Annotated in this window: 25 protein-coding genes; 14 read left to right on the top strand and 11 right to left on the bottom strand. The window is 63.4% G+C overall.

What is annotated here, in order from left to right:
• The first annotated feature begins 41 nt into the window (after positions 1-41).
• Together infC and R8L07_06630 are read left to right on the top strand one after the other, a co-directional pair.
• The gene (gene infC / locus R8L07_06635) at positions 42-578 is read left to right on the top strand and encodes a translation initiation factor IF-3 (protein ID MDW3205205.1); all 537 of its coding nucleotides are present in this window, start codon (positions 42-44) and stop codon (positions 576-578) included.
• 128 nt (positions 579-706) lie between these two features.
• The gene (locus tag R8L07_06630; protein MDW3205204.1) at positions 707-1,249 is read left to right on the top strand and encodes a PAS domain-containing protein; all 543 of its coding nucleotides are present in this window, start codon (positions 707-709) and stop codon (positions 1,247-1,249) included.
• Positions 1,250-1,268: 19 nt separating this feature from the next.
• On the opposite strand, the gene R8L07_06625 is transcribed toward R8L07_06630, so the two are convergent.
• Together R8L07_06625 and R8L07_06620 are read right to left on the bottom strand one after the other, a co-directional pair.
• Positions 1,269-1,505 (bottom strand): hypothetical protein, encoded by a 237-nt coding sequence (locus R8L07_06625; protein ID MDW3205203.1) that lies wholly within the window; start codon positions 1,503-1,505, stop codon positions 1,269-1,271.
• Positions 1,498-1,965, bottom strand: coding sequence for an Hsp20 family protein (locus R8L07_06620; protein MDW3205202.1), 468 nt, complete (start codon positions 1,963-1,965; stop codon positions 1,498-1,500). Before R8L07_06620 ends, R8L07_06625 begins: the two co-directional genes overlap by 8 nt.
• A 209-nt stretch (positions 1,966-2,174) precedes the next feature.
• On the opposite strand from R8L07_06620, the gene polA reads away from it, so the two are divergent.
• A complete protein-coding gene (gene polA / locus R8L07_06615) occupies positions 2,175-4,940 on the top strand; it encodes a DNA polymerase I (protein MDW3205201.1) in 2,766 nt (921 codons plus the stop codon).
• Entirely contained in the window at positions 4,940-5,416 is a 477-nt protein-coding gene (locus R8L07_06610) for a DUF3429 domain-containing protein (GenBank protein MDW3205200.1), read from the top strand. The genes polA and R8L07_06610 overlap by 1 nt, the downstream gene beginning before the upstream one ends.
• Here the strand turns inward: R8L07_06610 and R8L07_06605 are convergent.
• Positions 5,413-6,396: a DMT family transporter gene (locus R8L07_06605; GenBank protein MDW3205199.1), complete on the bottom strand. Its 984-nt coding sequence runs from the start codon at positions 6,394-6,396 to the stop codon at positions 5,413-5,415. The two genes, R8L07_06610 and R8L07_06605, sit on opposite strands and share 4 nt — an antisense overlap.
• A 210-nt stretch (positions 6,397-6,606) precedes the next feature.
• On the opposite strand from R8L07_06605, the gene R8L07_06600 reads away from it, so the two are divergent.
• On the top strand, positions 6,607-8,559 hold the full coding sequence (locus tag R8L07_06600; GenBank protein ID MDW3205198.1) for an acetoacetate--CoA ligase: 1,953 nt from the start codon (positions 6,607-6,609) through the stop codon (positions 8,557-8,559).
• A gap of 10 nt (positions 8,560-8,569) precedes the next feature.
• Here R8L07_06600 and R8L07_06595 read toward each other — a convergent pair whose 3' ends face one another.
• Complete coding sequence (locus R8L07_06595) at positions 8,570-9,445, bottom strand: LysR substrate-binding domain-containing protein (GenBank protein MDW3205197.1); 876 nt, start codon at positions 9,443-9,445, stop codon at positions 8,570-8,572.
• A 94-nt stretch (positions 9,446-9,539) separates the two neighbouring features.
• Here R8L07_06595 and R8L07_06590 point away from each other — a divergent pair, with 94 nt between their 5' ends.
• Both R8L07_06590 and R8L07_06585 read left to right on the top strand, forming a co-directional pair.
• The gene (locus R8L07_06590) at positions 9,540-10,562 is read left to right on the top strand and encodes a permease (protein ID MDW3205196.1); all 1,023 of its coding nucleotides are present in this window, start codon (positions 9,540-9,542) and stop codon (positions 10,560-10,562) included.
• Positions 10,563-10,596: 34 nt separating this feature from the next.
• Positions 10,597-10,734: a hypothetical protein gene (locus R8L07_06585; protein MDW3205195.1), complete on the top strand. Its 138-nt coding sequence runs from the start codon at positions 10,597-10,599 to the stop codon at positions 10,732-10,734.
• Between the two features lie 25 nt (positions 10,735-10,759).
• Here the strand turns inward: R8L07_06585 and R8L07_06580 are convergent, their stop codons facing one another.
• A complete protein-coding gene (locus R8L07_06580) occupies positions 10,760-11,593 on the bottom strand; it encodes a pirin family protein (protein ID MDW3205194.1) in 834 nt (277 codons plus the stop codon).
• Between the two features lie 245 nt (positions 11,594-11,838).
• Here R8L07_06580 and R8L07_06575 point away from each other — a divergent pair, with 245 nt between their 5' ends.
• Entirely contained in the window at positions 11,839-12,462 is a 624-nt protein-coding gene (locus R8L07_06575; protein MDW3205193.1) for a class I SAM-dependent methyltransferase, read from the top strand.
• A gap of 55 nt (positions 12,463-12,517) precedes the next feature.
• Here the strand turns inward: R8L07_06575 and R8L07_06570 are convergent, their stop codons facing one another.
• The gene (locus R8L07_06570) at positions 12,518-12,943 is read right to left on the bottom strand and encodes a VOC family protein (GenBank protein MDW3205192.1); all 426 of its coding nucleotides are present in this window, start codon (positions 12,941-12,943) and stop codon (positions 12,518-12,520) included.
• A 68-nt stretch (positions 12,944-13,011) separates the two neighbouring features.
• Here R8L07_06570 and R8L07_06565 point away from each other — a divergent pair, with 68 nt between their 5' ends.
• Positions 13,012-13,605, top strand: a complete 594-nt coding sequence (locus tag R8L07_06565; GenBank protein ID MDW3205191.1) for a helix-turn-helix domain-containing protein — start codon at positions 13,012-13,014, stop codon at positions 13,603-13,605.
• Here R8L07_06565 and R8L07_06560 read toward each other — a convergent pair.
• Together R8L07_06560 and R8L07_06555 are read right to left on the bottom strand one after the other, a co-directional pair.
• Complete coding sequence (locus R8L07_06560; protein MDW3205190.1) at positions 13,585-15,420, bottom strand: ATP-binding protein; 1,836 nt, start codon at positions 15,418-15,420, stop codon at positions 13,585-13,587. The two genes, R8L07_06565 and R8L07_06560, sit on opposite strands and share 21 nt — an antisense overlap.
• A 112-nt stretch (positions 15,421-15,532) precedes the next feature.
• Positions 15,533-16,153, bottom strand: a complete 621-nt coding sequence (locus tag R8L07_06555) for a LysE family translocator (GenBank protein MDW3205189.1) — start codon at positions 16,151-16,153, stop codon at positions 15,533-15,535.
• Between the two features lie 98 nt (positions 16,154-16,251).
• On the opposite strand from R8L07_06555, the gene R8L07_06550 reads away from it, so the two are divergent.
• Positions 16,252-17,190, top strand: a complete 939-nt coding sequence (locus R8L07_06550; protein MDW3205188.1) for an AraC family transcriptional regulator — start codon at positions 16,252-16,254, stop codon at positions 17,188-17,190.
• 13 nt (positions 17,191-17,203) lie between these two features.
• On the opposite strand, the gene secA is transcribed toward R8L07_06550, so the two are convergent.
• The gene (gene secA, locus R8L07_06545) at positions 17,204-19,981 is read right to left on the bottom strand and encodes a preprotein translocase subunit SecA (GenBank protein MDW3205187.1); all 2,778 of its coding nucleotides are present in this window, start codon (positions 19,979-19,981) and stop codon (positions 17,204-17,206) included.
• Between the two features lie 299 nt (positions 19,982-20,280).
• On the opposite strand from secA, the gene R8L07_06540 reads away from it, so the two are divergent.
• Genes R8L07_06540 through mutT form a run of 4 tightly spaced genes read left to right on the top strand, consistent with a single transcriptional unit; the run spans position 20,281 to position 23,410 of the window.
• Entirely contained in the window at positions 20,281-21,147 is an 867-nt protein-coding gene (locus tag R8L07_06540) for a peptidylprolyl isomerase (GenBank protein MDW3205186.1), read from the top strand.
• A gap of 31 nt (positions 21,148-21,178) precedes the next feature.
• A complete protein-coding gene (gene argJ / locus R8L07_06535) occupies positions 21,179-22,411 on the top strand; it encodes a bifunctional glutamate N-acetyltransferase/amino-acid acetyltransferase ArgJ (protein ID MDW3205185.1) in 1,233 nt (410 codons plus the stop codon).
• Positions 22,392-22,964: a GNAT family N-acetyltransferase gene (locus tag R8L07_06530; GenBank protein MDW3205184.1), complete on the top strand. Its 573-nt coding sequence runs from the start codon at positions 22,392-22,394 to the stop codon at positions 22,962-22,964. Before argJ ends, R8L07_06530 begins: the two co-directional genes overlap by 20 nt.
• Entirely contained in the window at positions 22,961-23,410 is a 450-nt protein-coding gene (mutT, locus tag R8L07_06525; GenBank protein MDW3205183.1) for an 8-oxo-dGTP diphosphatase MutT, read from the top strand. Before R8L07_06530 ends, mutT begins: the two co-directional genes overlap by 4 nt.
• Here the strand turns inward: mutT and R8L07_06520 are convergent.
• A complete protein-coding gene (locus R8L07_06520; GenBank protein MDW3205182.1) occupies positions 23,407-24,498 on the bottom strand; it encodes an alcohol dehydrogenase family protein in 1,092 nt (363 codons plus the stop codon). The genes mutT and R8L07_06520 overlap by 4 nt on opposite strands.
• A complete protein-coding gene (locus tag R8L07_06515; protein MDW3205181.1) occupies positions 24,495-25,061 on the bottom strand; it encodes a TetR/AcrR family transcriptional regulator in 567 nt (188 codons plus the stop codon). The genes R8L07_06520 and R8L07_06515 overlap by 4 nt, the downstream gene beginning before the upstream one ends.
• Positions 25,062-25,082 lie beyond the last annotated feature (21 nt).

Here is a 25,082-nt window from a genome sequence, read left to right as displayed (position 1 = left end):
ACATTAACGACACCGGCCGGGAATCGGTCGAGGAGGCTCCTATACGCAGACCACACTACGCTCCTCCCCCCACCAAGGAGGGCCCCCGCGTCAACGAGGAAATCACGGCGCGGCAAGTTCGCGTTATCGATGACGACGGCGAAAATCACGGCGTGATCACGGTTGAAGAAGGGATTCGGATCGCTGAAGAGGCGGGTCTGGACCTGGTCGAAGTTTCACCCAATGCCGATCCGCCGGTCTGCAAGATCCTCGATTACGGCAAGTTCAAATACGAACAGCAGAAGCGCAAGAACGAGGCGCGGAAAAAGCAGAAGACCATCGAGGTCAAGGAAATCAAGTTCCGCCCGAACATCGAGCAGCATGACTATGACGTCAAAATGCGCTCGTTGAGAAAGTTCATCGAGGAAGGTGACAAGGTGAAGGTCACGCTCCGCTTCCGCGGACGCGAAATGGCGCACCAGGAACTGGGCCTCGAAGTGCTGAAGCGCGTTCAGGAAGAAATGGACGAGGCTGCCAAGGTCGAACAGCGCCCCAATATGGAAGGGCGTCAGATGATCATGGTTCTGGCGCCACGCTGAGGTGCCAGGCAGGCTGACCGGGTTTGGCGGCGCTCCGCATGCGGGGCGCCGCTATTTCTTTGTGCTGATCCCGTCCATCGCCTAACATCTGCAGTCAGTTGAATACCTTCCGGGCGATCGAGGCTCCTGTGACAAGTAATGCTTTCCCCGCGTTCGACCGTGGACCCTATTCCTGTTTTCAGCACAAGGAACTCTGGACGCTTTTCGATTACTGGCGCGCGGCGCGGGGTGCGCGGGCCCTGCCGTCCCGGCACGACATCGATCCGCTCGACCTGGGGCCGATCCTGTCGGGAATCTGGCTGTGCGATTACGAAGCCGAGCACGGCACGATCCGCTATCGACTTGCCGGGGAGGCGGTGTCGATTGCGACGGGTTTAACAAGCGTTCGTGGAAAATTGCTGTCGGAACTGGTCCGGCCCGATGAGTTCGACCGGGTGAACGCCATCATGCTGCGCATCCTGACGGAGCCCGCGATCTTCCATACCGACGGCTTCGTCTATCGCTCGGTCGGGCGGTATACCCGCGCCGAACGGCTGGCGCTGCCGCTGTCCAGCGATGGCGACAAGGCCGACGGGATGGTCGGCATCACGGTGATCTACGAGGGGCCGGGCGCGGTCGACGCCGACCTGACAGAGCAGGTTCGCTCGACCTATCTTCCTGTTCCGGATTAAGAGGGCGTGCTGGTTCTGCCTAGTGCAGCGTGACCGGCTCGATATCCAGGTGTTCGGCGGCGAACAGGGCCGCGTCGGCGGTCGCGGCGGTGGCAAGCTGGCTGCCGTCCGCGTCGCGCAGTTCGTATTGCGGGCCTTCGTCGGTTTCGACGAGGCGAATATAGCCGACGTCTCCCGCGCCGAGGCCGAGCAACTCGTCCAGGGTCAGGGATTTCAGGTCGGTCGTTTCCATCTCTTTCTCCTTCGCCTCAGGCATCTTCGACGTCCAAGGCTTTCGGCGCGCGGGCCGATTTCGTTTTCCGTCCCGAATTGATCGCGATCTTTTCGACGCGGGCTTCGGGCCGGGGGCGGCGCAAGTCGATATCCAGCAAGCCGTTGCTCAACGTTGCGCCGTCGATCTCAATTCCTTCCGCCAGGACAAACCGGCGTTGGAACTGACGGGCGGCAATTCCGCGGTGAAGGAAAATGCGCTCCTCCCCGTCTTCGGAAGCCTGCCGTCCGATGACGATCAACTGATCGTCTTCGCGCTGGATTGTCAGATCCTCTTCGGAAAATCCGGCTACAGCCAAGGTAATCCGAATGCGGTCTTCGTCCAGTTGCTCGATGTTATACGGGGGATATCCGTCCGACGACATCTTGGCAACCCTGTCGAGGGTCCGCTCAATCTCGTCGAAGCCCAGCAGAAGCGGGCTGTTGAACAGCGTCATGCGCGCCATGGGCTGCCTCCTCCTTGCGATCGCCCGTTTCAGCGGCGATCAAGCGAGAGCCGATCCGCGGCCGCGAACCCTTCATAGGCGTTCGCCCGCTCTTCCTATTTTGGTCAGCAGGGCCGGAAATTCAAGCGGCTGCGGTGTTTCCCGATCCGACCGGCGCGGGCATACTGCGGCCACCGTACCACGCCATTCCGTTCGAGGGCCCGATCCGCATGTCCGAAACTCCCAAGCATCTCTATCTCGTCGACGGCTCCGGCTATATTTTCCGGGCGTTTTTCGCGCTGCCGCCGATGAATCGAGCCGACGGGACGCCGACGAATGCTGTGTTCGGAGTCACCAGCATGCTGCTGAACCTGATCGAGCAGACGGATGCGGATTATGTGGCCGTTATCTTCGACGCCAAGCGTCAGAACTTCCGCAACGAGATCTATCCCGATTACAAGGGACACCGGCCCGATGCGCCGGAAGAGCTGATCCCGCAGTTCCCCCTGATCCATGAAGCCGTCGAGGCGCTTAACCTGCCCTGCCTGCAGATGGAAGGGTTCGAGGCGGACGATCTGATCGCGACCTATGCGGAGCAGGCGAAGAAGCTGGGGGCCGAGGTGACCGTCGTGTCCTCCGACAAGGACCTGATGCAGCTGGTCGACGATCAGGTCTCCATGTGGGATCCGATGAAGAATGTCGCCATCAAGCATGACCAGGTGGTGGAGAAGTTCGGTGTCGGTCCGGACCGTGTCGTCGATGTCCAGGCCCTGGCCGGGGATTCCACGGACAATGTGCCGGGCGTACCGGGGATCGGCATCAAGACGGCGGCACAGCTGATCAACGAATATGGCGACCTGGAAGCGCTGCTGGCGCGGGCCGAGGAGATCAAGCAGCCGAAACGCCGTCAGAACCTGATCGAGCATGCCGATCTTGCCCGCGTCTCGCGTCAGCTCGTGCTGTTGAAGAACGATGTCGAGGTCACGACCCCGCTGACGGAGCTGAAACGGCGGGACATCGACAAGGACCGCCTGATGGATTTCCTGCAGGCGAACGGTTTCAAACGGCTGATCGCCCGGGTCGGGGACGGTTCGGAGGCCGGCGGCGCGCAGGACAAGGCGGCGGATGTGCCTGCCCCGGCGGACGCGGAATACGAACTGGTCCAGGATGTCGATAGGCTGAAAGCCTGGGTCGCCATGGCGGAAAAGGCGGGGGTCGTTGCCGTCGATACGGAAACGACCTCGCTCAACCAGATGCGGGCCGAACTGGTCGGGATATCCCTGTCGGTCGAGGCCGGGAAGGCCTGCTACATTCCGGTCGCCCATGTGGCGCCGGGATCGGGCGGCGATCTTCTGGGCGGCGGTGCGGAACCGCCGAAGCAGATTGCGAAGGCGGAAGCGCTCGAGATCCTGAAACCGATGCTGGAGGATCCGGGCATCCTGAAGGTCGGCCAGAACATCAAGTATGACGCGGTGATCTTTGCCAATGAGGGCGTTCAGGTCGGTCCGATCGACGATACGATGCTGATCAGTTTCGTGCTGGAAGGCGGCATGCATGGCCATGGCATGGACGAACTGTCGGAGCTGCATCTGGGCCACAAGCCGATTGCCTATTCCGAGGTCGCGGGGAAGGGCAAATCGCAGATCAGCTTTGCCGAAGTGCCGCTGGACAAGGCCTGTGACTATGCTGCCGAGGATGCCGACATCACCCTGCGCCTTTGGCAAATCCTGAAGCCCCGCCTGCTGCAGGAGAAGCTGACAACGGTCTACGAGACCATCGAACGCCCGCTGGTGCCGGTTCTGGCCGCCATGGAACGCCGCGGCATTCTGGCCGATCCGACGGTTCTGCGTCAGATGTCCAGCGACTTCGGCAAACGCATGGTGGAACTGGAGGACAGCATCAAGAAGGAGGCCGGCCGCGACTTCAATGTCGGTTCCCCGAAGCAGTTGGGGGAAATCCTGTTCGACGAACTGGGCCTGCAGGGCGGCAAGAAGACCAAGACAGGGGCCTATTCGACCAATTCCGATGTCCTGGAACCGTTGCGCGACGCCCATCCCATCGTCGCCAAGATCCTCGACTGGCGCATGCTGTCGAAGCTGAAGAGCACCTATACGGACTCCCTGCCGGAAGAAATCCATCCGAAGACCAAGCGCATCCACACCTCCTACATGATGACAGGGGCCCAGACCGGGCGGCTGAGTTCGACCGATCCGAACCTGCAGAACATTCCGATCCGCACGGAGGAAGGTCGAAAGATCCGCCAGGCCTTCGTCGCGCCGGAAGGCTCAACGCTGATCTCGCTGGACTATTCCCAGATTGAGCTGCGCCTCGTCGCCCATGTGGCCGATATCAAGCCGCTGATCCAGGCCTTTCGGGATGGTCAGGACATTCACGCGGCCACGGCGTCGGAGGTCTTCGGGGTGCCGCTGGCCGACATGACGCCGGATATCCGCCGCAAGGCCAAGGCGATCAATTTCGGGATCATCTACGGCATTTCCGCCTTCGGCCTGGCAAACCAGATCGGGGTGGCGCGCAGTGAGGCCCAGGATTTCATCAACCGCTATTTCGAACGCTTCCCCGGCATCCGGCAGTTCATGGACGAAACCGTCGACTATTGCCGCAAGCACGGACGGGTGGAGACGCTGTTCGGTCGCCGCATCCATATCCCGACCATCAACGACAAGAATCCGATGCGCCGGAACTATGCCGACCGTCAGGCGATCAACGCGCCGATCCAGGGCAGTGCCGCCGATATCATCAAGCGCGCCATGATCCGCATCCCGAAGGCGCTGGAGGATGCCGGCCTTTCGGAGGACGCCAAGCTGATGCTGCAGGTGCATGACGAACTGGTCTTCGAGGCGCCCGAGGGGAAGGCAGACGCGGTCATCGCCTGTGTGAAGGAAGTCATGGAAGGGGCCGCGGCGCCGATCCTCGATCTTGCCGTGCCCCTTGTCGTGGAGGCCGGGACCGGCAAGAGCTGGGCGGAGGCGCATTGATGGCCGGGACGGATACGCCCGGCCGGGCCATCCCGAAACCGGCCCTGATCCTGGGGCTGGCGGGGTTGATTCCCTTCTTTGCCCCGGCCCTCGGCTTGTGGAGCCGCGATCCCTCGCTGATGCACAACGCCCTGATCATGCAGTTCGGCTATGCCGCCGTGATCCTGTCTTTTCTCGGCGGGGTGCATTGGGGGCGGGCGCTGGCCGGCGATGCCTGCCGGCCGAATTGGGCCCGCCTGTTATGGTCGGTGACACCGGCAACCCTCGGCTGGGCATTGCTGCTGCTGCCGGATCCACACGTCATTCTGGGTGGCTTTGCCGTTGCCTTCGCCTTGGCCTATCTGGTCGATCGCAAGGCGGTTGCGGTCGGCATGTTCCCGGCCTGGTACGGTCGGCTGCGCAAAATTCTGACAATCGGGGTGCTGACGGCGCTGATTCTGACCCTGGTCGCCGGATACGGCACGATCGCGGTCTAGCCGGATGCGGCGCCGGTCCGCGCCGCATTTTGCGCCTTCCTGGCGATCTGCTGTTCCCGTCGGGCGACGTAGAAGGCCGATCCCGCGATCAGCGCCGCCCCCAGCCAGGTGATCAGGTCCGATGTTTCGCCAAAGGCGAAGAAGCCGACCACGGCGACAAAGGGCAGTCGGGTATAGTCGAAGGGCAGCACGATGGATGCGTCCGCCGCGGCAAAGGCGTTGGTCAGGAAGATATGGCTGACCGCGCCGACCGCACCCATGGCAATGCCGACCAGCCACATCTCCATCGTCATCGGCGTCCAGACCCATAAGGCCGGGCCCAGCGTGCCCAATGTCAGGACCACATTGGTCCAGAACACGATCCGGTCGGCCGGTTCGGTTCTGGTCAGGAGCTTGATCACCAGGGCCGCGACCGCCATGCCTCCGGCGGCGCCGATGGCCCAGAAGACGCCGGTCTCCAGCGGGATCATGCCGGGCCGCAGGATGATCAGAACACCGACAAAGCCGATCGCGATTGCCGACCAGCGCCGGGCACGCACGGTCTCACCCAGCAACAAGGCACTGCCGACGGTCGCGAAGAGCGGCGCCGTGAAACTGATCGCGGTCACTTCCGCCAGTGGCAGCATGGTCACCGCTGTCATCCACAGCATGACGCCGATGCAGGCGGACGCTCCCCGGAACAGCATCAAGCCCGGTCGCACCGGCTTCAGATAGCCGATCCCGTTTACCAGGATCGGTCGGATCAGGAAGGGCATCATGGCGCCGGCAGCGAAGACGCTGCGCAGGAAGGATATCTGTAACGGATCGAGGCCCAGATTGGAGGCGTATTTGACCAGACCGTTCAGCCCGGCAAACAACAGGGCGGCCATGGTCATCAGCGCCGCGCCGAGCATCGGATTCCCCGGTTTCGCCGGAACTGGCGCCCGGGGCGGCGCGTGTTTCGCGGCGGGAACGTCGACTTCGGTTACGGGCGGGCTCATCCAGGACTTTGGAGTTGTGTGGGACGGCGCGGAAGGGGCTTTCGCCACCTTGGCCTTCCTATTTCTCCGTGCTATCCCCATACGCCATAAAGAACAAGGCGGGGGCGTGGCACGACCTTTGTGCCGGGATCGCACAGACCGTCCAATCCGTACAGCAAGTCAATTGCAAGCCGATTTCTGGGGCCAATTTTCGAGAAGGAGTCGAGGGGGATGACCGAGCCGCTGTGGACGCCCGATCCGCAGGCTGTCGAAGCCAGCAACATGACCAAGTTCCGCAAGGAATGCGAACGGCGCTGGTCCGTGGATCTGCCGGATTACGATGCACTGTGGCAGTGGTCGGTGACCGAGGTCGAAAAGTTCTGGGATACGTTCTGGGACTTCGCCGGGATCAAGGCCGAGACCAAGGGGAACCGTGTTCTGGCGGACGGCGACAAGATGCCGGGTGCCAAGTTCTTCCCCGATGCCCGCTTCAATTTTGCCCAGAACCTACTGTCCCGGCGTGACGACAGCGATGCCATCGTCTTCCGGGCCGAAAACAAGGCCCGGAAACGGCTGAGCTGGAACGAGCTCTACGATCTGGTCTCGCGCCTGCGTCAGGCGCTGGCGGCAGCCGGCGTCGGGCAGGGCGACCGGGTCGCCGGCTTCGTGCCCAATATGCCGGAAACCATCGCGGCGATGCTGGCGACGGCCTCCCTGGGCGCTGTCTGGACCAGTTGCTCACCCGATTTCGGCGTGCAGGGCGTGCTCGACCGGTTCGGACAGTCGGAGCCCAAGGTCCTTTTTACGGCGGACGGGTATTTCTACAACGGCAAGACCATCGAGAGCCTGCCGAGGGTTCGCGAATTCCTGACCGACCTGCCCAGTGTGCAGCAGGTCGTCGTACTGCCGCTGATCGCGGAGGTGCCGGACTGCGATATGGTGGCGGGCGCGGCGTCCCTGGCGGATTTTATTGCCGACTTCCCGGCGCAGGAAATCGACTTCCCGCAGCTGCCATTCAACATTCCGCTCTACATCATGTATTCGTCGGGCACGACGGGTAAGCCGAAATGCATCACCCACGGCGCCGGCGGAACCCTGCTGACGCAGTGGAAGGAACATCTGCTGCATTGCGATGCGGGACCGGAAGACCGGACCTTCTACTTCACCACCTGCGGCTGGATGATGTGGAACTGGCTTGTCGCGGGTCTGGCCTGCGGCTCCACGCTGATGCTCTATGACGGCTCACCCTTCGCACCGGACGGCAATGTCCTGTTCGACTATGCGCAGGATGAGAAATGGACCATCTTCGGCACGTCGGCGAAATGGATCGACGCCTGTGCCAAGGCGGAGCTGAAGCCGATCGAGACCCATGATCTTTCCAGCGTCCGGGTGATGTGCTCCACCGGGTCGCCGCTGGTGCCGGAGAGCTTCGACTATGTCTACCGCGATGTGAAGAAGGACCTGCAGCTCAGTTCCATCTCAGGCGGCACGGACATTCTCGGCTGCTTCATGCTGGGCAATCCGGTAAAGCCGGTCTGGCGCGGTGAGATCCAGTCGCCGGGGCTGGGCATGGCGGTCAATGTCTTCGATGACGACGGCAAGCCGGTGGTCGGCGAACAGGGCGAACTGGTCTGCATCCGACCCTTCCCGTCCATGCCGTTGGGCTTCTGGGGCGACGATACGGGCGAACGCTATCATGCCGCCTATTTCGACAAGTATCCCAATGTCTGGACCCATGGCGACTTCATCGCCCAGTCCGAACATCACGGCTTCACGGTCTACGGCCGGTCGGACGCGACGCTCAACCCGGGTGGCGTGCGGATCGGTACGGCGGAAATCTATCGCCAGGTCGAAAGTTTCCCGGAAATCCTGGAATCCATCGTCATCGGCCAGATCTGGGACAACGATACGCGCGTCGTCCTGTTCGTCCGCATGCAGCCGGGCCAGGACCTGACCGACGATCTGATCAAGGCGATCAAGACCCGTATCCGCAGCAACTGCACCCCGCGCCATGTCCCCGCCAAGGTCATCGCGGTGGCGGATATCCCGCGCACGCGCTCCGGCAAGATTACCGAACTGGCTGTCCGGGACGTCGTCCACGGCCGTGCGGTAAAGAATGCCGAGGCGTTGGCCAACCCGGAGGCGCTGGACCTCTATAGGGACCTGCCGGAACTTCAGTCCTGACGCGCGCCGGTCATCGCCTGAAGGCCGATCGCAGGGCGTCCGACATGGCGTCGGCGGCCGGATCGTCCTTCAGGGCCGGGGCACGCCGCAGAACCAGGGTCGTGTTCGGCAGCGGGTCGGGGAAACCGTCCTGCGCGCCGAGCACGGTGAGGCCGTCATGGAGACTGCTGCGGGCCAGCATGCCCACGGCGATCCCGGCATCCAGGGCGGCCAGGACGCCTCCCGCGCTCTCGCTGGAATAGACGATGCGATAGGCACGCCTGATCCGGGCCAGATGCTCCAGGGCCGCGTCGCGCCACCAGCAATCGCGGTCGAACAGCGCGACCGGCAGCGGGTCCCGGCGCCAGGCCGTCTTCGTTCTGGAGGCCGCCCAGTGAACGGTTTCCTGCATCAGGATCTCGGCATCCGGCGCGACGAGATCGGCATCATAGACCGCCAGATCCAGATCGCCATTGTCGATGGCCGCGGCGAACCGGCTGCTCATCGCGCATTGCACCACGATTTCGGTGGCCGGATGCGCCGCGGCAAAATCGCCCAGAACACGGGACAGAACGCCGTGGCGGATCTCGTCGGGAATGCCCACGCGCAGTTTTCCGGCCGCGCCGGCCCCGGTGAAGGTGCTCAGGGTTCTGTCGAGATCGCCCACGACCTGCCTTGCCACCTTCTCCAACTGCTCACCGGTCGGCGACAGGCGGACTCCCCGACCATGCCGCTCAAAGACCTGACGGCCCAGAAGGGTTTCGAGCTGTTTGATCTGGAGGCTGGTCGCCGACTGGGTCCGGAATATCCGTTCCGCACCGCCCGTGAAACTGCCCGCATCCGCCACGGCCAGAAAGGTACGCAGTACATCGCTGTCCAGGGTTCTGCCGATTGAGGTATCAGTCATGCAAATACCTTTGATATAAAATACGAGTTTCACAAATAGTAAGCCCTGCCCCAGATTTCAGCCAGCGTGATGTTTGGCAAGGGTGGAGACGACGATGAAACGGATGGCCGGTAGTTTCGGACCGCTTGTCGGCTGGCGGGGCCTGTTCTGGCTGGCGGGGGGCGTGACGGCTATTGCTGCGGTCGCCCATCCCGAGAAGGCCCTGGAAACACTGATCTTCGTCGTCGAAGGGCTGGTTTCCGTCGCGCCCATCGTCCTGCCGGGAATCCTGGTCGCCGCCTGGGTGATCGCCAGCGGTGCCGGCGGTCGGGTGGCCTCCTTGTTCAACGGCCATGTGGTCAAGACCGTCCTGGCAGCAGCGGCCATCGGTGCGGTGGCGCCGGTCTGTGGCGTCACCGTGCTGCCGCTGATGGTGGGGTTGCTGGCGGCGGGCGTGCCGCTGGCGCCGGTCATGGCATTCTGGCTGTCTTCCCCGGTGACCGATCCGGCGATGCTGGCGACCACTGCCGCGACGCTGGGCCTGGAATTTGCGATCGGAAAGACGCTCGCCGCCTTCGGGATCGGCCTGCTGGGCGGTTGCGCGACCGGACTTGTCGCCGCCAGGCCGTGGGTGCTTGCGCCCCTGCGCGACAATTCCCTTGTCCGCAGCCTGGACACGGGTTGCGGTTGCGGACCGGCGACATTCGTGCCGGCGCCCTGGGCGGATGCGGAACGCCGGCGCCTGTTCCTGAAACAGTACGGCGCGACCGCCAGGCTGATCCTGATCTGTCTGGCCCCGGCATTCGCGGCGGAATACCTGCTGCAGATGGCATTGGACCCGCACGCCCTGGCGCCGCTGGTGGGCAGGGATGTGTGGTGGGCCGTCCCGCTGGCGGTCTTCGTCGGGGCGCCGGCCTACCTGGACGGTTATGCGGCCCTGCCCCTGACCCGCGGCCTGATCGAACACGGCATGGCGCCCGGCGCGGCGATGGCCTTCCTGGTTTCGGGCGGCGTTGTCAGCATCTGGGGCGCGATGGCGATCCTGCCGGTGCTGCGGGCCAAGGCCTTTTCGCTGTATCTCGGCCTCGCTCTGACCGGATCCCTGTTGGCCGGTTGGGTGTTCGGCCTTGTGGTGTGATATCCTGGGCTGAACGGACAAGGAGACGACGGGCATGACCCGACGAATTGCCATGCATCTCGCCGCCCTGGGGCTGCTCGCAGCCCTGCTGACCGCCTGCAAGAAGAAGGGCAGCGGAGAGGCGCCGGCCGCCGATGGAGACGTCGGCGGCAATCAGGACGCGGGATACTGACGGCGGGCGGTTCCCCTGATGGGTGTCAGACGAACCGTCCGGACTGAAAATCCCGAACCGCCTGGATCAGTTGGTCCTGGCTGTTCATCACGAAGGGGCCGTAGCGGGCGACGGGTTCGTTGATCGGGCGCCCTTCGCCATAGAACAGGGCGGCCCCTTCGGCACCGGCTGTCAGTGTAACCTCTCCCCCGCCGGTCAGTTCCGCCAGCGAGGGTGCGGGGACGCTGCGGGCCGCGTCCTGCGCGTCCGGGCCCGAGACCGACCCCTCGTAGACGCTCACGAAGGCATTGTGATCCCGGGGTGCCTGCAGTCGGATCGTTGAACCCGGGGCGGCGTCGATACGCAGCAGGCGGATATCCGTCTGTGTCCGGGCCGGGCCTTCGATATCGTCATAGGAGCCCGCGATCACCCGCACTGTCAGGCCATCCTTCTCGATCGCCGGAATCTTCGCCTCGGTCAGATCCTGATAACCGGCCGGTGTCATCTTCTTCGCGGCCGGCAGATTGACCCACAGCTGGAAACCGCGCATGCGGCCTTCGATCTGTTCCGGCATTTCCGAATGCACGATCCCGCGCCCCGCAGTCATCCATTGCACGTCGCCCGGACCGATCACGCCCTCGCCGCCGGTCGAATCGCGGTGCCGCATCCGACCGTCCAGCATCACCGTCACGGTCTCGAAGCCGCGATGGGGGTGATCCGGGAAGCCGCCGATATAGGCGTTCGGGTCGTCGTTATCGAACCGGTCCAGCATCAGGAACGGGTCGATCATGTCGCATTGCGGTGTGCCGATCATGCGGGTCAGCCGCACCCCGTCGCCGTCGGACGTTTCCATACCCTTGATGATCCGGTCGATATGCATTTCGTGTCTCCTAGAAACCTGGACCGGAAGATAGTGCCGAACAGTCTGGGCGATAAGCGTCCCTTCGGGAAACGGTTTGTGTGCCGAAGGCAACAGTCGCTCGCGTCTCACCGGTGTCGTGTTCTTCGATGTCTCCGGTTGCCGACCGTTGTGCCGATAACATGACCGTGAACTGCCACCTACCAGTGCTTGCATCCGCGCAACCGAGCCTCTAGGCAGAGCCACACCGATGCGGGGAGGACAGGATGACGACGGCACAGCGTTTCTGGGATGGGGCGGCGGACAAATACGCGGCAAGTCCGGTAAAGGATGTACCCGCTTATGAGAAGACCCTGGAGCGGGTTCGGGCATATCTGAAACCGACGGACCGCGTCCTGGAACTTGGGTGCGGCACCGGAACCACGGCGCTGAAGCTGGCGAATGCGTCCGGGCGGATCACAGCGACGGATATCTCGGCCCGGATGATCGAGATCGCCCGGAAAAAGGCCCTCGATCAGGGGGTGGACAATGTCGATTTTCGGCAGGGTACCCCGGGCGACGGGACGCTGGGTGGCGAGACCTATGATGTCGTGACGGCGTTCAATTTCCTGCATCTGCTGCCGGATCTGCCGGCCGCCCTGACGGAGATTCGTGACCGGGTCGAACCCGGCGGCTTGTTCATCTCGAAGTCGGTCTGCCTTCAGGGGCCGTGGCGCGCCATGTGGCTGGCGATCATCGTGATGCGCCTGTTCGGCAAGGCCCCCTACGTGAATTTCCTGTCGACCCGTCGATTGGAGTCAGAGATCCGGAAGGCCGGATTCGAAATCATTGAGACCGGTGATTATCCGAAATCGCCGCCAAGCCATTTCGTGGTGGCCCGTCGGGTCTAGACCGCCTCACCCGTCACCCCGGCCGGTGCCGGAATGACGGGTGCAACGGTTCGGATCAGGCCGGTACGGCGTCCGGGGCGTATTGCGCCAGGAACTCGGCGCTGGGCGGGATCGGCTTGATCACGTCGATCAGGACGCCGTTCGGGTCGCTGGTAATGAAGTGGCGCTGGCCGAAGGCTTCGTCTCGGAGCTCCAGCAGGATCGGCAGGCCGTCAGCCTTGGCCCGGTCATGGACCGCGTCGACATCCTCTACCTCAAAATTCAGCAGCAGGCCGGATACCCGGCCCCGGCCGACGGCCGGAATGGTCTCGTGATCGCCCTTCAGAATGGCGAGGTTCACCTTCTCGTCCTCACTCGATTGCAGGTGGACATACCAGTCCGCCTCGAACACCGCCTGAAAGCGGAAGTGGTCCTGATAGAAGCGCGATGTGGCGGCGACATCATCGGTCATGATCACGGGGTAGTACTGGGTGCAGCGCATTGTTGATCTCCTTAGAAAAGATACATACAGTGTGTATGTGAAAGTGAATTAACATACAGGCTGTATGTATGCAACAAAAAGAATCCACAAGACGGTCAAACCGCGACCGGTCGGAGGAAACCCGCGGCAAGCTACTGAAGGCGGCGCGCACGCTTTTCGTCGAAAAGGGCTATGCGGAAACCGGCACGCCGGAGATCGTGAAGGCCGCCGCCGTGACACGCGGGGCGCTCTACCATCACTTCGCGGACAAGGCGGACCTGTTCCGTGCCGTGGTCGTGCAGGAGGCGACAGCGGTGGCAGGCGAGATTGAAAGCGCCGCGCTCGATCTCAGCGACCCGATCGAGGCGCTTGTCACCGGGGCGGAGGCCTATTTCCGGGCGATGCGCGCGGCCGGGCGTGCCCGGATCCTGCTGATCGACGGTCCCGCCGTGTTAGGCGCGGATGCCCTGGCGGAGATCGATCGTGAGACCGGGGGCGGCACGCTTCATGCCGGACTTGCTCATGCCGCCCAACGGCATGGCCGGTCGGACCTGCCGCTGGAGGAACTGGCGCAACTCCTTTCGGCGGCGTTCGACCGTGCAGCCCTGGCCGTATCGGAAGGTGCGGACCCGACCGTCTATGCCACTGCAATGCGCGAACTGCTAACCGGGCTGTTCCGTTAGGACGGGCCGGTCGCCTCCATTCAATGGGTTGGGCAGGTCGAAGGTGACGGTGGTTCCCTGACCCAGTGTGCTGTCGATATCGAACTGGCCGTGATGCAGCTCGACGAGGGAACGGGCAATCGACAGGCCCAGCCCCCAGCCTTCCTGCGCCTTCATCGGGTCGTCCTCGCTACGCACAAAGGGCTGCAGGATATCGGTCAGCCGGTCCGGGGGGATGCCCTTGCCTGTGTCCGCGACGCTGATTGAGGTGCGGTCGTCCGCGGACTTTGCGGCAATCCGGATCTGCCCCCCGGTCGGGGTGTATTTCACCGAGTTGGACAGGAGGTTCAACAGGATCTGCTGCACGGCGCGACGGTCGCCGACCACCGGCGACAAGGAATCCGGCAGGTCCGTATGAAATGTCACGCCGGCCGCGCTTGCCTTTGTGTCCAGCATTGAAATGCTTTCGTCGACCAGCCGCGGCAGTTCGAACTCGGACAGTTTCAGCGCCTTGCGCCCCGATTCAATCGCCGCGATATCCAGGATATCGTCGACCAGCGACAAAAGCAGTTCGCCGCTGGAATGGATATATCCTGCATATTCCTGATACTTGCCCGATCCTGAAGCGCCCAGCGTTCGTTGCGCAATGATGTCGGAAAATCCCAGAATCGCATTCAGTGGGGTTCGCAACTCGTGGCTCATCGCGGCAAGAAAATCCGACTTGGCCTTGTCCGCCTCCTGGGCCTTCTGCAGGGCGCGGTCTCTTTCGCCTTCCGCCGCGACACGGTCGGTCAGATCCATGATGCTGGCCGGGATGGCCGCATAGCCCGCGTCATCCTTGGGAATGGGTATGGACACCAGAACAGTCAGCTTGCGCCCGTCGAGGCTTCGATGTTCGGTTTCGACGATAAGGCTTCTGCGTTCCTCCCAGATGGCGACGACCAGTTCGGTCAGGACGTCCCAGGACTCGGGCCCGAAAACATGGTGCCGGCGGCCAATCAACTCCTCGCTGGATTGGGCGCCATACATGTTAAGACACGCCTTGTTGACATGGGTCACGATGATCTTGTCGGAAAGATCGGCGCGGAAATCGCGGCTGTTGGCCAGACGGGCACGAAGGTCGGTGACACCGGCCCGGCGAAGGGCCCGCAGCGTCTCGACGAGAGGACGAAGGTCCAGAATCCAAAGCGAAACCATGGAGCTTTCGAACAATTGCCTGTAGAGCGCCTCGCTCTTCCGCTTATCGATTTCCGATTTCTGGCGTCTGTCTTCACGTGAAAGCAGCAATCCGCCCAGAAATATGCCCATGAAAATGGCGGCGCCCCAGGGCAGAAGCATGCGCTTCATCAATTCAAGCCCGAAGGCCAGGTCGCCCACCAGAAGAAACCCCGGGGCGGTGAGCAATACCGCCAGGAAGGCCCCGGTCGCGAGAGTGACCAGGTCGTTCTTGTACCACCGCATGTAATACAGGCCTGCGCCCACCATGGCGGACAAGGTAACGCCGAAAACACCCGCCAGAGCCCCTGCGCCACCCAGATAGGTGCGATAGGCGGCTGCAATCGTGCCGCTGACCAGCGCGGCAAAGGGGCCGCCGAATGCGCCGCTGAGCACGATGATTGCATTCCGCTGATCGACGATCACGCCTTCGACCACCGGGATTTTGACATACATGCTGCCGATCGCGACAAGGCCGAAGAACAGGCCCAGCACCGCCTGACGCCGCCATTTCGGCCAGTCTCTGACGGCATCGATCAGGAACGCATAGCCGACGATCAGGACAACGAAGATCGATATGTTGTTCAACAACAGCAGAAAGACGTTGAAATCGGATTCCATGCGTCCCGTTCCGGAAACCTGACCCTGGATATATTCGTACTTCGAGATGATAGGGCCTAATTCAGGAACTTGCTACGACTCTCAGCGGCAGCGTCACGGGATGAGAAGGACGTCAGTTGAGGATTGGCACACCGTCGGCCAGAACCGGGATCATGGTCGCCAGAAGCAGGACCGCCATGCCCCCGTTGAACAGTCGCAGGCGCCTTTCGGTTGACAGGAACTGCCGAAGCGCAACGCCGGAGACCGCCCAGACGCTGATGGTCGGCAGATTGACGAGGGCGAAGAGCCCGATCAGCGTGATCAGGCTTGTCAGGTAATCCTGTTGATCGGTGTAGGACACGGTCACGATCAGGGCGACGGCCCAGGCTTTCGGATTGACGAGTTGAATCAGCGCGGCTTGGACGAAGCCGATCGGTTGGGGCATGTCCCTCGCCTCGGCGGTGCCCAGCGACCGGATACGGGCGATCTTCCAGGCCAGATAAAAAACATAGGCGGCACATGACAGGCGCAGCACCGTCATGATGACGGGCGCGCGCTGCAAGACCTCGCCAAAGCCAATCCCGACAACGAACACCATGGACAGAAAGCCGAAACTGATCCCAAGGACCAGGGGCAGCGACCGCAGGAAACCGAAATTCACCCCGGAGGCAAGCAGCAGGAAGTTTCCGGGGCCGGGTGACAGCGACATCACGAAGGCGAAGCCGAACAGGGCAAGGATGGAATCAAGGGTCATTGTCGTCTCCGGACGGTTGGAGACGGATGATTGACAGGAGGATGGTCAGACGACCATCTTCAAAAGGCCAATATTTTTATCGAAACGTCCAAAGCCAAATGAACGACACCGCAGATCCGCTGACGGACGTGTTCGACGCCTTGCGCCTGACAGGGGGGCTGTATTTCGCGGCTGATCTGCGTGGCGATTTTGCGGTGGCGGTCCCGCCGGACCGCGACACGATCCGCTTCCATCTCGGCCTATCGGGGTCCTGCGGCGTGGCGGTGCCTGGATTCACGTCGGAAACCCTGTCGGCAGGCGACTGGGCGATTGTTCCCCACGGCGTGACGCAGACCCTGTTTCGCGGTCGCGCCGGTCAACCCATGCCGCTTTCGGCGGCATTGGCGCGGGGCAGGCTGTCGCCGGAGGGCCGTTTCCATCTGGGTACGGACGGGGCTCGGACCGAACTGCTATGCGGGTTCTGCGAATTCCGATCGGGCTATAGCCATCCCCTGCTGACTCAGCTGCCGCCGATGCTGATCCTGCGGCGAGCCGAGATCGAAGCAGATGCGGCACTTTCGGCGATCACCGCCATTCTTGTGGCGGAAGCCGGTGCCGGACAGGGCGGCAAGACCGCGATCCTGACACGGACGATCGAGACCCTGTTCCTGTTGGTGATCCGCAGAATGACGGATGCCGCTCAGGGAGCATCGGGCGGGTTCGTCTCGGTCCTGGCCGACGAACGCCTCGGTCGATCCGTCCGGGCGATGCACAGCCGGCCGGAAATGCCGTGGACCTTGCCGGATCTGGCGCGAATGGCGGGCATGTCCCGTTCAGCCTTTGCGGAGGCCTTCGCGAAGAAGGCCGGCATGGGCCCCGCGGCCTATCTGCGCCTGTGGCGGATGATTCGCGCGCGCGAGCTTCTGCGAGGCACGGATCTGGATGTCGCGGAGATCGCCGCGCGATGCGGCTACGAGTCGCTGCCGTCCTTTTCGGCCCGGTTCAAGAAGGAAACCGGGCTGGGGCCGGGGGCCTATCGCCGGGGCGTGAAGGCCTGATCCGACGGATCGGTCAGGCCTTGCCGTGGCAGTGCTTGAACTTCTTGCCCGACTGGCAGGGGCAGGGCGCATTGCGCGGAATCTTGCCCCAGGTGTTCGGGTCGCCCGGATGCAGCCAGCGTCCCGTTGCCTCGTGACGCACAAAGCCCGGCGGCGGGGTGTCCTCCGTCACGACCTGCGTCGCGGAGGCCGTCTGGGTGGCCCCCTCCCTGGCACTGCCGGATGTCGCATCGGCGATGTCGTCCTCGGCGGCCGGGCGCAGTTCCTGCTGCGTGGTCGGGGCCTGGCGGCGGGCCATGTTCTCCTCCGCGTCAGAGCGCAGTTCGACATGGGCCAGAACCTGGGTGACCTGACTGCGCAGACTGGTCAGCATTCCCTCGAACAGCGAGAAGGCTTCGGTCTTGTATTCGTTCAACGGATCGCGCTGCGCGAAGGCGCGCAGTCCGATTCCCTGGCGCAGATGGTCGAGCTGCAGCAGATGGTCCTTCCAGGCATTGTCCAGCAGCTGCAGCAGCAGGCTGCGTTCGGCAATGCGCATGACCTGCGCGCCATAGCGCGAGGCCTTCTCGGCCATCTTGCGGTCGATGGCATCGCCGATCCGGTCGCGGAATTCGGTATGGCCGACGCCTTCCTCTTTGGCCCAATCCGCGATCGGCAGATCGAGGCCGAAGACACGCAGACATTCCTCGTGAAGCGAATCCAGCGCCCATTCCTCGGGCAGGGCCTTTTCCGGAATGCAGCGGTCGACGATCTCGTCGACGGTCTCGGCGCGCATGTCCTTGATGGTTTCGCTGACATCGTCATCGCCCATCAGTTCCTTGCGCTGCTCGAACACGACCTTGCGCTGGTCGTTCATCACGTTGTCGAATTTCAGCAGCTGCTTGCGGATCTCGAAGTTCCGGGCCTCGACCTTCGACTGGGCCTTTTCCAGCGCCTTGTTGACCCAGGGGTGGACGATCGCCTCGCCTTCCTCCAGGCCGAGGCGGCGCAGGACGCCATCCATGCGTTCCGACCCGAAAATGCGCATCAGGTCGTCTTCAAGGCTGACGAAGAACTTGGATTCGCCCGGATCGCCCTGGCGGCCCGACCGGCCGCGCAACTGGTTGTCGATGCGACGGCTCTCATGGCGTTCCGTCCCCAGGACGAACAGGCCGCCGGCAGCCAGGACCTCTTCGCGTTTCTTGGCGATCTCGGCTTCGATCTCCGCCCGCTTCTTGGCGCGCAGGGCCTCATCCTCGATGTCCGCCAGTTCACGCTCCAGGCGCAGTTCCAGGTTGCCGCCCAGCTGGATGTCGGTGCCGCGGCCGGCCATGTTGGTGGCGATGGTCACGGCGCCCGGCACACCGGCTTCACCGATGATGTAGGCTTCGCGCTCGTGCTGGCGTGCGTTCAGGATCTGGTGCTTGATCCCCTTTTTCTTCAACTCGCCGGCCAGCTGCTCCGATTTCTCGATCGATACCGTGCCGACCAGGACCGGCTGGCCCTTCTTGTTGCACTCCAGGATCTGCTGAACCACCGCGGCATCGCGTTCCGTCGACGTGCGGTAAACCTCGTCGTCATTGTCGATGCGCTGCATCGGCTTGTTGGTCGGGATGTCGACGACTTCCAGACCGTAGATTTCCGCGAATTCCCCGGCCTCGGTCATGGCCGTGCCGGTCATGCCCGCCAGCTTTTCATACATCCGGAAATAGTTCTGGAAGGTGATGGAGGCCAGAGTCTGGTTCTCCATCTGGATCGCCACCTTTTCCTTGGCTTCCAGGGCCTGGTGCAGGCCCTCGGAATAGCGGCGGCCCTCCATCATGCGGCCGGTGAACTCGTCGATGATGACGACCTTGTTGTCCTTGACGATGTAGTCGACGTCGCGCGTGAACAGCTTGTGCGCGCGCAGGGCCTGGTTGACGTGATGCACGACAGTGACGTTCTGAACATCGTACAGGCCGCCCTCGCCGAGCAGGCTCGTCTTCTCGCGCAGCAGTTCCTCGATCCGCTCCTGCCCGACTTCGGTCAGGGTAACGGCGCGCTGCTTCTCGTCCTTTTCGAAGTCCTCTTCCGACAGCAGCGGGATCAGCGCGTCGACCGTCATGTACAGTTCGGAGGAATCGTCGGTCGGGCCGGAAATGATCAGCGGCGTCCGGGCCTCGTCGATCAGGATCGAATCGACCTCGTCGACGATTGCGAAATGCGGCTCGCGCTGGGCCATCTGGTCGAGACGGAACTTCAGATTGTCACGCAGATAATCGAAGCCCAGTTCATTGTTCGTCGCGTAGGTGATGTCGCAACGATAGGCGGCCTGCCGACCCGCCTCGTCCAGGCCGGGTACGACAACGCCGACGGTCAGGCCCAGAAACTCGTAGATCCGACCCATCCAGCCTGCATCGCGCCGGGCCAGGTAGTCGTTGACGGTGACGACATGGACGCCCTTGCCGGACAGCGCGTTCAGATAGACGGCCAGGGTCGCGACCAGGGTCTTGCCCTCCCCGGTCTTCATTTCGGCGATCTTGCCCTGATGCAGGACCATGCCGCCGACCAACTGCACATCGAAATGCCGCATGCCCAGGACGCGCTTCGATGCCTCGCGTACGACGGCGAAGGCTTCCTCCAGAATGTCGTCCTCGGTCGCCCCATCGGCGAGGCGCTGCTTGAACTCGTCCGTCTTGGCCCGCAGCGCGGCGTCGTCCAGCGCCTCCATCTCCGGTTCCATCGCCCCGATCTTCTCGGCGCGCTTGCGCATCTGTTTCACGATCCGGTCGTTGGCGGACCCGAACACGTTCTTTAGCAAACCGCCCAGCATGAAAGACGTGACCTTTGTGATTGGAGCAATTGGTTCGACGAAGGAGGAGCTGCAGAGCCCGACCGCGACAGAGATACGAAAATCCCGGGAAATCCGGGCAGCGCATCCGCGCGTTTGGAGATAAGGGGCTGCCGCCCGACTGTCAACGCGTGCCTGCCCCCATCCGGTCCCGGAAGGCGGAGAAACCCCGCCGTAATGCTTGTGATCGACGGCGGGACGTGGTTTCGTGCGCTGCGAAAAAGGACGGCCCGTTTCGGGGCCTCCGTATCGGTTCATATCTAATTTCGAAGAGGTTCACCATGCCGCTTTTGTCGCCGCAGTTTCGCATCGGTTTGTCGGCCGCCGCCCTGGTCTTCGCGGTTGCCGGATTCGCCGGTGCAGGCCCCGCAGCGGCGCAATCCGGCGGCAAGACCGTCGCGACCGTCAACGGCAATGCCGTGACCGAGGCGGATCTGGTCCGCCTGTTCCGCGAACTGCCCCGCGAAGTGCAGGCGCAGGGCGTCGAGCAGTTGTATCCGCTGCTGCTGGAGGAAGTGATCGGCCGTCGTGTCATCGCCGCCGAGGCGCGCGAGGAAGGCGTGCAGAACTTGCCTGAAATCCAGGAGCGCATGCGTCAGGCCGAAAACGAGCTGATCTATCAGTACTACCTGATCAACGCGGCGGAAGCGCGCGTCGCGGACGAAGAGGTCCGCCAGGCCTATGACGATTGGGTTGCGCAGCAGCCGGGCGGTGACGAGATCAAGACGCGCCACATCCTGGTCGAGACCGAGGAAGAAGCCCGCGAGATCATCCAGAAAGTGACCGACGGGACGCCGTTCGCGGATCTGGCGGCGGAGCAGTCGATCGACAGTGGTTCTGCCGCGAAGGGCGGAGATCTGGGCTGGCTGAAGCGCGGAGAGACGGTCGAACCGTTCGAGAATGCGGCTTTCGCGCTGCAGCCGAATACCTTCACCGGCGACCCGGTGAAATCGCAGTTCGGCTACCACGTCATCCTGGTGGACGAGCGTCGCGAGATCACGCCGCCTTCCTTCGAGGAACTGGCGCCGCGTTTCCGTCAGCAATTGGCGGAACAGCATGTGCGGGCGGTCATCGAAGAAGCCATCCGGGGGGCGGAGGTCGAACGCTTCGACCTCGACGGCAACCCGCTGCCTGCCCCTCCGCAATAACGGATCGATCCTTAACCAGGGAACCCGCGCCATGGCCGACGCCGTCTCTCCTTTCGCTCCGAAGAGCTTCCCGACTCTGCCGGAAATCGCCGGCGTCACCCTGGGCGGTGCCGCTGCCGGCGTAAAGTACAAGGGGCGGCCGGATCTTTTCATGGCGGAGTTGGCGCCCGGAACCTCTGTCGCGGGGGTCCTGACGACGTCCCTGACACGGTCGTCGGCGGTCGACTGGTGCGCCCAGGTCCTAAAAAAGGGCACGGCGCGGGGCATTCTGGTCAATGCGGGCAATGCCAATGCCTTTACCGGTCGTGCCGGTATGGAAGGCACGGAGCATATGGCCACCATGGCGGCCGAGGCCATCGGATGCCGGAAGAAGGACATCCTGATCGCGTCCACCGGGGTGATCGGTCAGAAACTGCCGACGGACCGGATATCGAAGGCCGTGCCGAAACTGCACGCCGCGCTGGCGCCCAATGGCTGGCGCAAGGCGGCGCAGGCGATCATGACGACCGACACCTTTGCGAAGGCGGCGTCGGCGACCTGCGATATCGGCGGCGTGCCGGTCACCATCGCCGGGATCGCGAAAGGATCGGGCATGATTGCGCCGGATATGGCGACCATGCTGTCCTTCGTCTTCACCGACGCCAACATCCCGCCGGCGATCCTTCAGAAACTGCTGCGCAAGGCGACGGACAAGAGCTTCAACAGCATTACGGTCGACGGCGATACCTCGACCAGCGATACGTTGCTGCTGGCCGCGACCGGGGCCGCGGGCAATGTCGCGCCGAAGAAGTCGTCGGACAAGGCGTTGAAGGGGTTCCGCACCGCCCTGCTGGACGTGCTGACCGATCTGGCGCATCAGGTCGTGAAGGATGGTGAGGGCGCATCCAAATTCGTCACCATCGACGTGACCGGCGCGGCATCCGACAAGGCCGCCCGCAAGATCGGTCTGTCGATTGCCAATTCCCCGCTGGTGAAGACCGCCATCGCGGGAGAGGACGCGAACTGGGGCCGTGTGGTCATGGCCGTCGGCAAGGCGGGTGAGCGGGCCGATCGCGACAGCATGACCGTCGCCATGGGCGGCGTCGTCATCGCTGAAAAGGGCGAGGGTGTTCAGAATTACGACGAAGCGCCCGTGACCGAGCATCTGAAGGGCCGCGAGATCCACATCGAGGTCGACGTCGGGGTGGGACGGGGAAAGGCCCGGGTCTGGACCTGTGATCTGACCCACGCCTATATCGACATCAATGCCGATTACCGCAGTTGACTTCCCCTATCCCGTCCGCACCGCGCGTCTGTTCCTGCGTCCGATTTCCCTCGACGATGCCGGGGACGTTCAGGCGAGCTGTCTGGATTGGGAATCGGTGCGCTACACGTCCAGCATTCCATACCCCTATCCGGAAGACGGCGCGCGCAAGTTCATTGCGGAGGCTATGCAGAAGCGGCGGCAGGGGGTGTTTCACCTTCTCGCCGCACGGCGTCATGACGATCAGAGCTATGTCGGGCAATTCGGTCTGACCTTCGCCGAGGGTGATCCTGAACGGGCGGAGATCAGCTATATCGTTGCTAAGCCGGTTTGGGGACGGGGCTTCGGCGGTGAGATGGCGCGAGCCGGCATCGATCATGCTTTTCGCGACCTGGGACTGACGTCGCTCTATGCCCGGGTCTTCCTTGAAAACGATGCATCGAACCAGTTGGTTCGGCGGCTGGGCATGCGGTTTGAACGTGTCGTGCGGATCCATGCCCCGGCGCGGGAACGCGATGTCGATGTGAATTGGTACGAACTGGACGAGACGGACTGGAAGGAAGGCGGCGCATGAGTGGATGTTGGGATGCCAGCGAGGGCCTTTTCGAAGCGGAGCGGGACGTGCCGATCGTTCTCGTCGTTGCGGTCGCGCTGGTGGACCGCGACGGGCGCATCCTGATTGCCAAGCGGCCGGAAGGTAAGAAGATGGCCGGCCTTTGGGAGTTTCCCGGTGGCAAGGTCTCCGATGGAGAGACACCGGAAAGGGCCCTGATCCGTGAATTGCAGGAGGAGTTGGGGATCGATACACGGGCAAGCTGCCTGGCCCCGATCGGATTCGCCAGCCATGCCTATGACGACTTCCACCTGCTGATGCCGCTTTACGTCTGCCGCGTCTGGCAGGGCACGCCGCAGCCGCGCGAAGGGCAGGAACTGGCCTGGGTCCGGCCCGCGCGGCTGGGCGATTATCCGATGCCCCCGGCGGACGTGCCGCTGGTGGCGCAGTTGCGCGACTGGGTTTAGCGCTCCGCCGCCACGTCGATGGCGATCTTGCCGACGAACCCCTTGTCGAGGAAGGCCTTCTGCGCGTCGACGAGTTGTTCCAGCGGGTAGACGGCGGCGACCGACGGTTTGATTTCTCCGCGTTCGATGTAGCCGATAATGTCCGGCAGAATGTTGCGCGGCTGGTAGGTCGATCCGAAGAGGGTCAGATCCCGGAGATAGAGCGTGCGCACGTCCAGTTCGACGATGGGGCCGGCGATCGCGCCTGATGTGACATATCGCCCACCGGGCCGAATGGCATTGAGCAAATCCGGCCAGCGCGGGCCCGCCACCAGATCGACCACAACATCGAACCGCTCCTGCGGGATGTCGTCATTCCTGCCGATCGTGTCGTCGGCGCCGAGGGCCCGGAGTGCGTCGACCTTCTCAGGGGAGGTCATGGCGGTGACCACGGCGCCGCGCCGCTTCGCCAACTGCACCGCGGCGGAACCGACCCCGCCGGCGGCCCCGGTGATCAGGACCTTTTCCGCACCGAGACCAACCCTCTGCAGCATTCCCTCGGCGGTCGTGTAGGCGCAGGGGATGGTGGCCAGTTCCAGGTCCGTCCAGTCGGTGGACAGAACCGGCTCGGCTTCGGGGGCGTCCGCCACCGCATATTCCGCGAAGGCGCCATCGCATTCCGAGCCGTAGGTCCAACTCGCGAAAGCTTTCCCGCTGGCCCCGGTTGTCTGCATCGTGCGGACCAGAACCCTTTCACCGATGCGCGCGGCGTTGACGCCGTCCCCCACGGCTACAATGCGCCCGCAGCAATCGGCACCCTGGATCCGGGGAAATCGGATCGGCTCTCCGGCCCAGCCGCCATCCGTGTCGACATCGTCGGCGAAGCCGTCGGTGCCGCCCGTGCCGGTGTCGCCGCGCACGGATTTGGAATACCAGCCGATCCGTGTGTTGACGTCGGTATTGTTGACGGAAGCCGCGGCGACCTTGATCAGGATCTGTCCGGGACCGGGCTGCGGGACAGGCAGATCCGTACGGTATTCCAGCTTGTCCAGGCCGCCATGGCCGGTCAGCACCACGCCGCGCATGGTCTCGGGAAGGTCCGGGCTCATTGCATCACCTTTTCGATCAGGAGGGTTGCTGCCAGTTGACGGGCCGCCTCGGCAGCGGTCTTCGCACCGCAGGTTGCCGTGGCGGCGACCTGCCCTTCGTGCATCAGGAACAGGGCATTTGCGATGGCCCGTCGCCGGTCTGCGCCCTCATCCGGCGCGGCACGGTCGGCAAATCCGACCAAGGCGTCGCGGATCTCGGATTTGTGTCGCGCGACGGTTTTCCGGATCGCGTCGCTATCCGGATGTGCGGCCAGCGCGCTGAGGAAAAGGCACCCGGTCGATGCTTCATCCATCATCCAGGCGGCTACCCGGTCGGTCAGATGATGCAATGGGGCGGGGCCCGGCCCGTCCGGCAGTCCGGCGGTCAGATGGTCCAGATAGCGCCGGTGCCGGTGTTCCAGGGCGCCGATCACCATGTCTTCGCGGGATGGAAAATACTTGTAGAGCGTGCGCAGGCTGACGCCGGCCGCTTCCCTGACGGTGTCAACGCCGGGCTCGGCAAAGCCCTGGCGGGCGAAGCAGGTTTCCAGGCGCGCGGATATCTGATGTGCGGTATCGGTCATGCCGCACATGTAGAACGATCG

Source organism: Alphaproteobacteria bacterium (assembly GCA_033344895.1).
In the GTDB taxonomy this organism is placed as follows: domain Bacteria; phylum Pseudomonadota; class Alphaproteobacteria; order UBA8366; family Aestuariispiraceae; genus Pacificispira.
This window is presented reverse-complemented; position numbering and strand designations above follow the sequence as displayed.